This is a genomic window from Streptomyces sp. AcH 505, from assembly GCF_000818175.1.
In the GTDB taxonomy this organism is placed as follows: Bacteria; Actinomycetota; Actinomycetes; order Streptomycetales; family Streptomycetaceae; genus Streptomyces.
Genome location: NZ_JTIY01000001.1, coordinates 555,825 through 567,935, shown reverse-complemented (window position 1 = coordinate 567,935; position 12,111 = coordinate 555,825). Strand labels below are relative to the sequence as shown.

Here is a 12,111-nt window from a genome sequence, read left to right as displayed (position 1 = left end):
TCCGGCGGTGACATCGCGGCGACCGTACGCGCGGCCCACGCCGGTGCCTGCGCCGCGCTCGACGCGACCCCAGGACAGCTCGCCGTCCTCGGCAGGGCCGGTGTGGTCGACGCGGGCGGCCGCGGACTGCTCGCCGTACTCGGCGCGCTCGTCGAGACCGTCACGGGCCAGGCACCGCCCGCCGTCGTGACGGAGATCCGGGTCTACGAGGCGGCGGCCTGCGCCCGTGACGAGGACACCGGCGAAGGCGGCCCGGCCTTCGAGGTGATCTATCTGCTGGAGGCGGACGACGCGGCCGTCACCCGGCTCAAGGACCGGCTCGACCCGCTGGGGGACTCGCTGGTCGTCGTCGGCGGCGACGGACTGTGGAACGTCCATGTGCATGTGGACGACGCCGGAGCCGCCGTCGAGGCCGGTGTGGAGGCCGGGCGCCCGCACCGTATCCGCATCACCCACTTCGGCCCCGCCGCGGGGCCGCAGCCGGAACCCGTCCAGCGCGCCGTCGTCGCCGTCGTACCCGGCGAGGGGCTCGCCGGACTGTGCGCCGAGGCCGGCGCGACGACCGTGCTCAACCGGCCGGGGGAGCCGCCCGCCAGCGGCGAACTGGTCGACGCGATCCGCAGGGCCCACGCACGCGAGGTGGTGCTCCTGCCCAACGACACGGAGCTGCGGCACACCGCGGCCGCCGCGGCCGAACAGGCGCGCACCGAAGGCGTACGGGTCGCCCTCATCCCCACCAGGGCGGCGGTCCAGGGCATCGCAGCGCTCGCCGTGCACCAGCCGGAACGCAGCTTCGACGAGGACGTCGTCGCCATGACCTCGGCGGCCGGCGCCACCCGCTACGCCGAACTCGCCGTCGCCGAGCGGCAGTCCTGGACCATGGCGGGCATCTGCCAGGCCGGGGACGTGCTCGGCCTCATCGACGGGGACGTCGCGGTGATCGGCGCCGACCTCACGGCCACGGCCGAGGCCGTCCTGGCCCGCATGCTCGCGGCCGGCGGTGAACTGGTCACGCTCGTCCTCGGCGAGGATGTGCCCGACACCTTCGCCGACCGGCTGGAGGAGTACGTGCGCGAAGGGCACCTCGCCGTGGACACCGTCGTCTACCGGGGCGGCAGGCAATCCGTACCGCTGCTCATCGGCGTGGAGTAGCAGCCTGTCAGTGGCGTGGTGTGCAATGGACCGCGTGTCCGCGCTGGATGAAGACCTCAAGAAGACGCTCGGCCCCGCCACGGCGAAGGTGATGGCCGAACACCTCGGCCTGCACACGGTCGGCGATCTGCTGCACCACTACCCCCGGCGGTACGAGGAGCGCGGCCAGCTCACCAAACTGGCCGACCTGCCGCTCGACGAGGACGTGACGGTCGTCGCCCAGGTCGCCGACTCCCGGGTGCACACCTTCAACGCGGGCCGTGGCAGGCGCCTGGAGATCACCCTCACCGACGGCAGCGGCCGGCTCCAGCTGGTGTTCTTCGGCAAGGGCGTGCACCGGCCGCAGCAGGACCTGCCGCCCGGCAGCCGCGGCATGTTCGCCGGCAAGGTCTCCGTCTTCAACCGCAAACTCCAGCTCGCCCACCCCACGTACGTCGCGCTCGGCAGGACCACCGACGGGGAGGACGAATCGGCCGACAGCGCGGTCGACTCCTTCGCGGGCAAACTGATCCCGATCTATCCCGCCTGCAAGGGCCTGGAGTCCTGGAAGATCACCAAGGCCGTCGACGCCGTACTGCCCAGGGCCGCCGAGGCCGTCGACCCGCTGCCGCCCGCGCTGCGCGAGGGCCGCGGCTTCTCCTCGCTGCCCGAGGCGCTGCTCAAGATCCACCGACCGGAGACCAAGGCCGACATCGAGGCCGCCAGGGAGCGGCTGAAGTGGGACGAGGCGTTCGTGCTCCAGGTCGCGCTGGCCCGCCGCCGCCATGCCGACGCCCAGCTGCCCGCGGTGCCGCGCAGGCCGGTCGCCGGCGGACTGCTCGACCAGTTCGACGCCACCCTGCCCTTCACCCTCACCGAGGGCCAGCAGAAGGTCACCGCCGAGGTCTTCGCCGACCTCGCCACCGAACACCCCATGCACCGGCTCCTCCAGGGCGAGGTCGGCTCCGGCAAGACGCTGGTCGCGCTGCGCGCCATGCTGACCGTCGTGGACGCCGGGGGCCAGGCCGCGATGCTCGCCCCCACCGAGGTGCTCGCCCAGCAGCACCACCGCTCCATCACCGAGATGATGGGCGAGCTGGCCCAGGGCGGCATGCTCGGCGGCGCGGAGCACGCGACGAAGGTCGTGCTGCTGACCGGCTCCATGGGGATGGCCGCGCGCCGCCAGGCCCTGCTCGACCTGGTCACCGGCGAGGCCGGGATCGTCATCGGGACGCACGCGCTGATCGAGGACAAGGTGCAGTTCCACGACCTCGGCCTGGTCGTCGTGGACGAGCAGCACCGCTTCGGGGTCGAGCAGCGCGACGCGCTGCGCTCCAAGGGCAAACAGCCCCCGCATCTGCTGGTCATGACGGCCACCCCGATCCCCCGTACGGTCGCGATGACGGTCTTCGGCGACCTGGAGACCTCGGTACTCGACCAGCTGCCCGCCGGGCGCTCACCGATCGCCAGCCATGTCGTCCCCGCCCTGGAGAAGCCGCGCTTCTTCGACCGGGCCTGGGAGCGGGTGCGCGAGGAGGTCGAGGGCGGCCACCAGGCGTATGTGGTCTGCCCGCGGATCGGTGACACCGACGACACCGCCGAGGGGGCCAAGAAGAAGGCCGAGGAGAAGGCGGCCGAGGCCGACAAACGGCCGCCGCTCGCCGTGCTGGAGGTGGCCGAACGGCTGGCGGCAGGGCCGCTCGCCGGGCTGCGGATCGAGGTGCTGCACGGCCGGATGGCGCCCGACGACAAGGACGCCGTGATGCGCGCCTTCTCCGCCGGCGAGGTGGACGTGCTCGTCGCGACCACCGTCATCGAGGTCGGCGTCAACGTCCCCAACGCCACCGCCATGGTGATCATGGACGCCGACCGGTTCGGGGTCTCCCAGCTCCACCAGCTGCGCGGCCGGGTCGGCCGGGGCTCCGCCCCGGGGCTCTGCCTCCTCGTCACCGACGCTCCCGAGGCGAGCCCGGCCAGGGCCAGGCTCGCCGCCGTCGCCGCCACCCTCGACGGCTTCGAGCTCTCCCGTATCGACCTCGAACAGCGCCGCGAGGGCGACGTCCTCGGCCAGGCCCAGTCCGGCGTCCGCTCCTCGCTGCGGATGCTCACGGTCATCGACGACGAGGAGGTCATCGCCGCCGCACGCGAGGAGGCCGTCGCCGTCGTCACCCAGGATCCGGACCTCGGCGGCTACCCGGAACTGCGCACGGCCCTGGACGCCCTGCTGGACGCGGAGCGCGAGCAGTACCTCGACAAGGGATAGATCCCTGGAAGTCCCTAGTGATGGTGGGACCCCTCGCGCCCGGCCGGTGCTTACGCCATATCGTTGTGACGTACGAGCAGCCCGCCCACGAAGCGAGGATCGACACCCATGACCCGCGTGATCGCCGGCGCCGCCGGCGGGCGCCGACTCGCCGTACCGCCGGGCGACGGCACCCGCCCCACCTCCGACCGGGCGCGCGAAGGCCTCTTCTCCAGCTGGATCTCGCTCCTCGGCACCCTCGAAGGACTCCGGATCGCCGACCTGTACGCGGGTTCCGGCGCCGTGGGCCTCGAAGCGCTCTCCCGGGGGGCTGCCCACGCCCTGTTCGTCGAGGCCGACGCCCGAGCCGTACGCACCGTCCGGGACAACGTGGCGACGCTCGGTCTGCCCGGCGCCGACGTCCGCGCGGGCAAAGCCGCCCAGATCGTCGCGGGACCGGCCCCCGCCACCCCCTACGACCTGGTCTTCCTCGATCCGCCGTACGCCGTGACCGATGACGATCTTGGCGAGATCCTGCTCACACTACGCACTCAGGGCTGGCTCAGCGGCGCCGCCGTCGTCACCGTGGAGCGGAGCACCAGGGGCGGCGAGTTCGGCTGGCCGGCCGGTTTCGAGCCCGTGCGCTCGCGTCGCTACGGCGAGGCGACGCTCTGGTACGGCCGCATCACCCCTGTGCGCCACGACGCATCATGACCGGACCGGAGAGCGAGGAAACCCAATTGCGCCGCGCCGTCTGTCCCGGGTCCTTCGACCCCATCACCAACGGACACCTCGACATCATCGCCCGCGCCTCCAAGCTGTACGACGTCGTCCATGTCGCGGTGATGATCAACCAGTCCAAGAAGGGGCTGTTCACCGTCGACGAGCGGATCGAGCTGATCCGCGAGGTCACAGCGGAATTCGGGAACATCGAGGTGGAGTCCTTCCACGGACTGCTCGTCGACTTCTGCAAGCAGCGCGACATCCCGGCCATCGTGAAGGGGCTGCGTGCCGTCAGCGACTTCGACTACGAGCTGCAGATGGCCCAGATGAACAACGGACTCTCGGGCGTCGAAACCCTCTTCGTACCGACCAACCCCACCTACAGCTTCCTGTCGTCCTCCCTCGTCAAAGAGGTCGCGACCTGGGGCGGAGACGTCACCCACCTGCTGCCGCCGACCGTCCACGCCGCCCTCACCAAGCGTCTCGCCGAACGCTGACGGGATGACAGGGCGTCACCCGGTGTCCCGAGGGCTCCCAGTGGCCGTACAGTCGTTGCGTCCGTCTCCAAACCAGCTGAGAGAGTGGCGAGCACACGGTGGACGTGCAGAAGAAGCTCGACGAGATCGTCGACACGGTCGGGAACGCCCGGTCCATGCCCATGTCGGCGTCCTGCGTGGTGAACCGCGCCGAACTGCTCGCCATGCTCGAAGAGGTACGGGACGCCCTGCCCAGCTCCCTGGCCCAGGCCGAGGAACTGATCGGCGGGCATGAGCAGCTCTCCGAACAGGCCCGCCAGGAGGCGGGCCGGATCATCGAGGAGGCCCACGCCCAGCGCTCCTCGCTGATCTCCGACACGGCGATCGCCCGGCAGGCGCAGGACGAGGCCGACCGGATCCTCGGCGAGGCCCGCAAGGACGCCGAAGAGGTGCGCGCCGAGGCCGACGACTACGTCGACTCCAAGCTCGCCAACTTCGAGGTCGTCCTCACCAAGACCATCGGCTCCGTCGACCGGGGCCGCGAGAAGCTCCTCGGCCGCGCCCCGGCCCCCGGCGACGAGGGGTACGACGGCGCCGCCGCCGACGATGACGACGCCCCCGAGCACAGCACCGACCCGGGCACGCTGATCCGGCGCGCCGACGAGTACGTGGACGCCAAGCTCGGCGCCTTCGAGGCCGTGCTGTCCAAGACCCTCGACGCCGTCGGCCGCGGCCGGCAGAAGCTGCACGGCAGGACCGACGCCGACGCCCTCGGCCTGCACATGGCCGAGCAGGACGCGGCGGGCCGCCAGGGCCACACCAGCGACGCCGACTTCCTGGCCGACCTGGTCGAGACCCCGCAGATGCAGGCGCAGTCGCTGGGCCGCGCCTCGCACACCCAGCTGCCCTCCCAGGCCGCCCCGCAGGCCCAGCTCCCCGACCAGCCGCAGATCCCGGGCCAGGACCAGCAGCAGTACGCGGCGGACCTGGCCGGCTACCCGCAGCCCGGCACGCCGTACCAGGACGCGGCCCAGGGCGCCCCGGGATACCCGGAGAGCGGGTACCAGGACCCGGCGTACGGCGCCGCCGACCCTGCCTACGCCGGCTACCAGCAGCAGGACGCGTACGGCTACCAGCAGGACCCGTACGCGTACCAGCAGCAGGAGTACGCGCAGGAGCAGATGCAGGCCGCCCAGGCGCAGCAGGGCTACGACCCGAACTACGGCTGGCAGCAACAGCAGCCCCCGCTGCCCGCGCTCCCGCCCGGTGCCCCCGACCAGCAGGGCGCCCTGGACGAGACCAGCCTCTTCGACACCAGCATGATCGACCTCGATCAGCTGCGCCGGTACGAACAGGGCCACTGAGCGCGGACCCGGAAAGCCCGGATTGGGTCTACGGCGGCCGGACCGGTATCCTGGTCCTTCGGTCGCGTGTATGTCCGCGATCCCGGCTGCCCGCTTCGCCCTCCGGCGACCTTGGCGGCCCACCCCACGAAACGGAAGCAGGGACAGTTCTGAACGCGCGCCTCGACCACCGCAACCCCCTCGTGTTCGACACACACGAGCTGGGGCGGCGTCCTGGTGCGCTCAGGAAGCTGACCCGCACGGCGCCCGCGCCCAAGGACTTCGGCATCGCCGACGTCCTCGGGATCCCCGAGGGTGCCCCCGTCGAACTCACCCTTCGCCTCGAATCGGTCATGGAGGGCGTCCTGGTCACCGGTACCGCCCGGGCGACCGCCGAGGGGGAGTGCGTAAGGTGTCTGGAGCCGCTCAGCCAGGAGGTTGCTGCGGATTTCCAGGAGATGTTCGCGTACCACGACGCCGACGACCGGGGCCGCAGCCGTGCTGCCGAGCCGGCCGACGACGCCGAGGACGACGAGGACACGCTCTACATCGAGGACAGCTTGTTCGACCTCGAACCCGTGCTGCGCGATGCGGTGGTGCTCGCACTGCCCATGCAGCCGGTGTGCCGGGAGTCCTGTGCCGGTCTGTGTTCCGAATGCGGGATCAGGCTGGACGAGAACCCCGACCACCACCACGATGCCGTCGACGTCCGTTGGGCGGCATTGCAAGGACTCGCCGAAACCATTCCGGCCGGCGAGAAGGACAACATGGGCGGCGCCGAAGCGGGCGTCGACGAGAAGCAGGAGAAGTAGCCGTGGCTGTTCCGAAGCGGAAGATGTCGCGCAGCAACACGCGCCACCGCCGGTCGCAGTGGAAGGCTGCGGTCCCCACTCTGGTCGCGTGCGAGCGCTGCCAGGAGCCGAAGCTCCAGCACATCGCGTGCCCGAGCTGCGGCACGTACAACAAGCGCCAGGTCCTCGAGGTCTGAGCGGCCGGTGAGAGGCTCAATGTCTGAACTGTCCAACGCCGACCAGCAGACAGACACGGTCAGTACAGCCTCGTCCCACACGCTTCTGGAAGGGCGGCTCGGGTATCACCTTGAGTCCGCCCTTCTGGTGCGTGCGCTGACCCATCGTTCGTTCGCGTACGAGAACGGCGGTCTGCCCACCAACGAACGGCTCGAATTCCTCGGGGATTCGGTGCTCGGCCTGGTGGTCACCGACACGCTGTACCGCATCCACCCCGACCTGCCCGAAGGCCAGTTGGCCAAGTTGCGGGCCGCGGTGGTCAATTCTCGTGCGCTGGCGGAAGTGGGCCGCGGCCTGGAACTCGGCTCCTTCATCCGGCTCGGCCGGGGCGAAGAGGGCACGGGCGGCAGGGACAAGGCGTCGATTCTCGCCGACACCCTTGAAGCGGTGATCGGCGCTGTCTATCTCGACCAGGGCCTCGACACGGCGTCCGAGCTGGTGCACCGGCTCTTCGACCCGTTGATCGAGAAGTCCTCCAACCTCGGAGCCGGCCTGGACTGGAAAACCAGTCTCCAGGAGCTCACGGCGGCGGAGAGCCTCGGAGTCCCCGAGTACCTCGTCACCGAGACCGGCCCCGACCATGAGAAGACCTTCACAGCTGCCGCCCGCGTCGGTGGTGTCTCGTACGGCACCGGCACCGGCCGCAGCAAGAAGGAAGCGGAGCAGCAGGCGGCGGAATCCGCCTGGCGGTCCATCACGACGGCGGCGGAGGAACGCACCGCCGCAGGCAAGACGGCGGCCACGGACGCCGGGGCCCCCGAGGCCCCGTCGGTCTCGGCCCCCGCCGACTCCGCCGACGTCTGAAGGCCGGACCCGGGTCCGACCCACCCAGGACCCAGGTCCGAGGCCCCGCTTCCGCACGCGCCCCTCGCTCCGCACCCACCGGTGCGGCGGGGGGCGTGTGCTGTTGTCACCCCACCACCCTGAGGAGTGCCGTGCCCGAGCTGCCCGAGGTCGAAGTCGTCCGCCGCGGACTTGAGCGCTGGGTCAGCGGCAGGACCGTCGCCGAGGTCGAGGTGCTGCACCCACGCGCGGTACGCCGGCACCCGGCGGGCGGCGCCGACTTCGCCGCCCAGCTGAAGGGCCACACCATCGGGGCTGCCATGCGCCGCGGCAAGTACCTCTGGCTGCCGCTCGCCGACACGGACGCCTCGGTCCTGGGCCACCTCGGGATGAGCGGTCAGCTCCTCGTCCAGCCGGAGACGGTGCCCGACGAGAAGCACCTGCGGATCCGTATCCGCTTCGCCGACGAGCTCGGCACCGAACTGCGCTTCGTCGACCAGCGCACCTTCGGCGGCCTCTCGCTGCACGACAACACCCCCGAAGGCCTGCCGGACGTCATCGCGCACATCGCACGCGACCCGCTGGACCCGGCCTTCGACGACGCCGCCTTCCACACCGCGCTGCGCCTGCGCCGTACGACGATCAAGCGCGCGCTGCTCGACCAGTCGCTGATCAGCGGCGTCGGCAACATCTACGCCGACGAGGCCCTGTGGCGCAGCAAGCTCCACTACGAGCGCCCCACGGCGACCCTGACCCGGCCGCGCTCGGCCGACCTGCTCGACCAGGTGAGGGTCGTCATGAACGCGGCCCTGTCCGTCGGCGGCACCAGCTTCGACAGCCTGTACGTGAACGTGAACGGCGAGTCCGGCTACTTCGACCGCTCGCTGGAGGCGTACGGCCGTGAGGGTGAACCGTGCCACCGGTGCGGCACCCCGATCCGCCGCCGCCCGTGGATGAACCGGTCCAGCTACTTCTGCCCGCACTGCCAGCGCCCGCCACGCGCCACCGCCTGACGCGGCGCGCGGGACGAGTGGGGCTTGCAGCAGGACGAGTGGGGCTTGCAGCAGGAGGAGTCGGGCAGTCGGGGCAGGCTCAGAAGCCGAAGTCCTGCGTCCACCAAGGGCCGCCGGAGCCGGTGTGGACGCCGACGCCGAGGCGGGTGTAGTCGCAGTTCAGGATGTTCGCGCGGTGGCCCTCGCTGTTCATCCAGGCGTCCATGACCGCCTGTGCGTCGGCCTGCCCGCGGGCTATGTTCTCGCCGCCAAGACCCTCGACGCCCGCCTTGTCGGCGCGGTCCCAGGGCGTGTCGCCGTCCGGGTCCGTGTGGTCGAAGAAGCCGCGGGCGGCCATGTCGTCGCTGAAGTTCTGCGCGAGGGTGCCCAGCGAGGCGTCGGCGCGTACCGGTGAGCAGCCCACCTTCGCGCGCTCCTCGTTGACCAGCGACAGGACGGCGGCCTCGGTGGAGCTGGGGGCCGAAGGCGCCGCCTGGACGGCGCGCTCGGTGGTCTGGCGGGGCGCCGGAGCCTTGCTCGGCGTCTCCTCGGGCTTCGTCTTCGTCGCCTTCGGAGGGGCCGTCGACGGCTTCGGGGCCTTGGTCGGCTTGGCCGCCGGCTTGGAGGGCGTGGCGGACGGCGTCTTCTCCGGCGCCGACGAGCGCCCTGTGCCACGGCTCGGGGAGACGGAGGGCCGCTCGTCCTGGTCCGGGCTCTGCACGCCGCCGTTCTGCAGCAGCGTGGGCGGGCCGCCGTCGGCGCGTATCTGGTCGCCGTTGGTGGGGCTGCCGCCGACCACGAACTGCGAGCCGCCGGGCAGCATGCCCGAGGTCACGGCGACCGCGCCCACGGCCATGGCGGCCGAAGCGCCGAGCAGCCCGGTGCGGACGGGGCCTATGCGCCGCTTCTGGCGTGCGCCACCGCGGTGCCTGCCCGCGGGGCCGGCCTCTTCGACGGTGGCGGGCCGGGCAGCGGAGCGTCCGTGGCGTCCCATCTGCGTGCCCCTCTCGTGCTCTCGACGACAACGTGACTCACCCGAACGAGTGAGGCTCATTTCGACGGGACTGTAGCCCATGACGTGTGGGGTCGCCGGGTCGTGTGAGCAATTGGGCAGTTAGCTTGCGTGCATGACGGAACACGTACGGCTCACCGCATGGGTGCGCGGCCGAGTGCAAGGAGTGGGCTTCCGCTGGTTCACCAGGGCAAACGCTTTGGAGATCGGCGGTCTCACCGGATTCGCCCTCAACCTGGACGACGGGCGGGTGCAGATCGTGGCGGAAGGGGCGCGTGAGAATTGCCACCGTCTGCTGGAGTGGCTCGAATCGCCCGACACACCCGGACGCGTCGACGGAGTCACTGAGATCTGGGACACCCCGCGCGGGGGTTACGAGAGCTTCGCCATCCGCTGACGGTGATCGGCACGGCCTCGGAACCGCCGGCTCCGGTCATGCCCCTGGCACATGCGTATCTCCCCGGTGACCTGGTGGTTGCCAAGAACACCCTGGTCGTGCCAGGCTGCCGGGTTAACGTTGATCGACACGTGGTGAGATGCCCCCGGCGCCCGCAGGAGAGGCGCCCCCGCCGATTTCACGGCGGCGTGCCCCCGGGCCGTCCGCCGTCGCGGGCTGTGATCGTGTTGACCGTCAAACTTTTTGGTGAGACTCTGGAAGCCCCGCGCACCTCAGCTGTTTGGCAGTAAGAACCGCAGTGATCAAAGCACTGTCAGGCACCGCGGGTGCGATATTCCCCTATGACCCGAACCGCATCCGGTCGGTCACTCAGTGTGGAGGACCAGCAATCATGGCAAAGGCGCTTCTCGGTTATGTCGGCGGTTCCGACCCGCGACTTCTCGCCGAGATGCGACGGCTTCAGCAGCGTGTCCAGGACCTCGAATCCGAGCTTGTACGGATCCAGTCCGAGAACGACGCGTTGAACGCCGCCGTCGCACAGCACCCTGGAGAGTCGCTGTTCGACAGCATGGACATCGACGTCCCCCAGGCGGAGCCTGCGCTCACCTGACGGCGGCCCCCAACCGGGGCCAGGTGAGAAACACTCTCGCGAGATCAAGAATATGCAAGGGACGCTTCGGCGTCCCTTCTTTTCTTGATTCTTTTCCCCTCATCTCCCGCCGCACGAAGCGTCATTGCCCGTACGCCGGCTTTCTTAACGTCTGATGTGCCCTGCACGTTCGCCGGTGAAACCGCCGAAGGACGATCCGGGCCGGGTAGAGTCCGGCGGCGTGCACCTCAAGGCCATGACCCTGCGCGGGTTCAAATCCTTCGCCTCCGCCACGACGCTGCGTTTCGAGCCGGGAATCACCTGCGTCGTCGGTCCCAACGGCTCAGGCAAGTCCAATGTCGTGGACGCGCTCTCCTGGGTCATGGGCGAACAAGGCGCGAAGTCGCTGCGCGGCGGCAAGATGGAGGACGTCATCTTCGCCGGGACGACCGGCCGGCCCCCGCTGGGCCGCGCCGAGGTCTCCCTCACCATCGACAACTCCGACGGCGCTCTGCCCATCGACTACGCCGAGGTCACCATCACGCGGATCATGTTCCGCAACGGCGGCAGCGAGTACCAGCTCAACGGCGACACCTGCCGGCTCCTCGACATCCAGGAACTGCTCTCCGACTCCGGCATCGGCCGCGAGATGCACGTCATCGTCGGACAGGGCCAGCTCGACTCCGTACTCCACGCCGACCCGATGGGCCGCAGGGCCTTCATCGAGGAGGCGGCGGGCGTACTGAAGCACCGCAAGCGCAAGGAGAAGGCGCTGCGGAAGCTCGAAGCGATGAAGGCCAACCTCGCCCGCGTCCAGGACCTCACCGACGAGCTGCGCCGCCAGCTCAAACCCCTGGGACGGCAGGCCGCCGTCGCCAGGAGGGCCGCCGTCATCCAGGCCGACCTGCGTGACGCCCGGCTGCGGCTCCTCGCCGACGACCTGGTCAAGCTCCGCGAGGCACTGCGCACCGAGATCGCCGACGAGGCCGAACTCAAACAGCGCAAGGAGACGGCCGAGACCCGGCTCAAGACGGCGCTGATCCGCGAGGCGGAGCTGGAGGACGAGGTACGGCGGCTGGCGCCACGGCTCCAGCGCGCCCAGCAGACCTGGTACGAGCTGTCCCAGCTCGCCGAGCGGGTGCGCGGTACGGTCTCGCTCGCCGACGCCCGCGTACAGAGCGCGGGCCAGGCCCCCGCCGACGAGCGGCGCGGCCGTGACCCCGAGGACATGGAGCGCGAGGCCGCCCGGATCCGCGAGCAGGAGGCGGAGCTGGAGGCCGCGCTCGAAGCGGCCGAGCACGCCTTGGAGGACACCGTCGCGCACCGGGCCGAGCTGGAACGCTCGCTCACGGCCGAGGAGCGCCGGCTGAAGGACGCGGCCCGCGCCATCGCCGA

General features: G+C 70.7%; 13 protein-coding genes. 12 read left to right on the top strand and 1 reads right to left on the bottom strand.

The features are described 5' to 3' along the window. The 9 genes from HY68_RS02575 to mutM all read left to right on the top strand — a co-directional run. Positions 1 to 1,152 (top strand): DAK2 domain-containing protein (locus HY68_RS02575; protein ID WP_063779608.1); only part of this gene is annotated, 1,152 nt, incomplete at its 5' end. Between the two features lie 25 nt (positions 1,153 to 1,177). Then, positions 1,178 to 3,394 carry an ATP-dependent DNA helicase RecG gene (recG, locus tag HY68_RS02570; RefSeq protein WP_041983993.1) on the top strand — a complete coding sequence of 739 codons (2,217 nt, stop codon included), beginning with the start codon at positions 1,178 to 1,180 and terminating at the stop codon, positions 3,392 to 3,394. A 108-nt stretch (positions 3,395 to 3,502) separates the two neighbouring features. Continuing rightward, positions 3,503 to 4,087: a 16S rRNA (guanine(966)-N(2))-methyltransferase RsmD gene (gene rsmD / locus HY68_RS02565; protein WP_041983991.1), complete on the top strand. Its 585-nt coding sequence runs from the start codon at positions 3,503 to 3,505 to the stop codon at positions 4,085 to 4,087. A gap of 26 nt (positions 4,088 to 4,113) precedes the next feature. Further along, a complete protein-coding gene (gene coaD / locus HY68_RS02560; protein ID WP_198533380.1) occupies positions 4,114 to 4,593 on the top strand; it encodes a pantetheine-phosphate adenylyltransferase in 480 nt (159 codons plus the stop codon). 98 nt (positions 4,594 to 4,691) lie between these two features. Next, positions 4,692 to 5,936, top strand: coding sequence for a cell division initiation protein (locus HY68_RS02555; protein ID WP_041983987.1), 1,245 nt, complete (start codon positions 4,692 to 4,694; stop codon positions 5,934 to 5,936). 182 nt (positions 5,937 to 6,118) lie between these two features. Continuing rightward, positions 6,119 to 6,727, top strand: a complete 609-nt coding sequence (locus HY68_RS02550) for a DUF177 domain-containing protein (RefSeq protein WP_041983986.1) — start codon at positions 6,119 to 6,121, stop codon at positions 6,725 to 6,727. Positions 6,728 to 6,729: 2 nt separating this feature from the next. Beyond that, the gene (gene rpmF, locus HY68_RS02545) at positions 6,730 to 6,903 is read left to right on the top strand and encodes a 50S ribosomal protein L32 (RefSeq protein WP_030753522.1); all 174 of its coding nucleotides are present in this window, start codon (positions 6,730 to 6,732) and stop codon (positions 6,901 to 6,903) included. A gap of 19 nt (positions 6,904 to 6,922) precedes the next feature. Then, positions 6,923 to 7,747 (top strand): ribonuclease III, encoded by an 825-nt coding sequence (gene rnc / locus HY68_RS02540; RefSeq protein WP_041983984.1) that lies wholly within the window; start codon positions 6,923 to 6,925, stop codon positions 7,745 to 7,747. 131 nt (positions 7,748 to 7,878) lie between these two features. Continuing rightward, the gene (gene mutM, locus HY68_RS02535; RefSeq protein ID WP_041983981.1) at positions 7,879 to 8,739 is read left to right on the top strand and encodes a bifunctional DNA-formamidopyrimidine glycosylase/DNA-(apurinic or apyrimidinic site) lyase; all 861 of its coding nucleotides are present in this window, start codon (positions 7,879 to 7,881) and stop codon (positions 8,737 to 8,739) included. 79 nt (positions 8,740 to 8,818) lie between these two features. Here the strand turns inward: mutM and HY68_RS02530 are convergent, their stop codons facing one another. Then, positions 8,819 to 9,712, bottom strand: coding sequence for a CAP domain-containing protein (locus HY68_RS02530; RefSeq protein WP_041983980.1), 894 nt, complete (start codon positions 9,710 to 9,712; stop codon positions 8,819 to 8,821). 133 nt (positions 9,713 to 9,845) lie between these two features. On the opposite strand from HY68_RS02530, the gene HY68_RS02525 reads away from it, so the two are divergent. The 3 genes from HY68_RS02525 to HY68_RS02515 form a co-directional block, all read left to right on the top strand. After that, positions 9,846 to 10,127 (top strand): acylphosphatase, encoded by a 282-nt coding sequence (locus HY68_RS02525; protein WP_078863396.1) that lies wholly within the window; start codon positions 9,846 to 9,848, stop codon positions 10,125 to 10,127. A 391-nt stretch (positions 10,128 to 10,518) separates the two neighbouring features. Further along, positions 10,519 to 10,737 (top strand): hypothetical protein, encoded by a 219-nt coding sequence (locus HY68_RS02520; RefSeq protein ID WP_041983976.1) that lies wholly within the window; start codon positions 10,519 to 10,521, stop codon positions 10,735 to 10,737. Positions 10,738 to 10,957: 220 nt separating this feature from the next. Beyond that, positions 10,958 to 12,111 (top strand): AAA family ATPase (locus HY68_RS02515; RefSeq protein ID WP_041983974.1); only part of this gene is annotated, 1,154 nt, incomplete at its 3' end.

Bases quoted from the DNA above. Each gene is read 5' to 3' on its own strand.
- recG (WP_041983993.1), top strand. From the start codon at position 1,178: ATGGACCGCGTGTCCGCGCTGGATGAAGACCTCAAGAAGACGCTCGGC.
- rsmD (WP_041983991.1), top strand. From the start codon at position 3,503: ATGACCCGCGTGATCGCCGGCGCCGCCGGCGGGCGCCGACTCGCCGTA.
- rnc (WP_041983984.1), top strand. From the start codon at position 6,923: ATGTCTGAACTGTCCAACGCCGACCAGCAGACAGACACGGTCAGTACA.
- HY68_RS02530 (WP_041983980.1), bottom strand. From the start codon at position 9,712: ATGGGACGCCACGGACGCTCCGCTGCCCGGCCCGCCACCGTCGAAGAG.
- HY68_RS02525 (WP_078863396.1), top strand. From the start codon at position 9,846: ATGACGGAACACGTACGGCTCACCGCATGGGTGCGCGGCCGAGTGCAA.
- HY68_RS02520 (WP_041983976.1), top strand. From the start codon at position 10,519: ATGGCAAAGGCGCTTCTCGGTTATGTCGGCGGTTCCGACCCGCGACTT.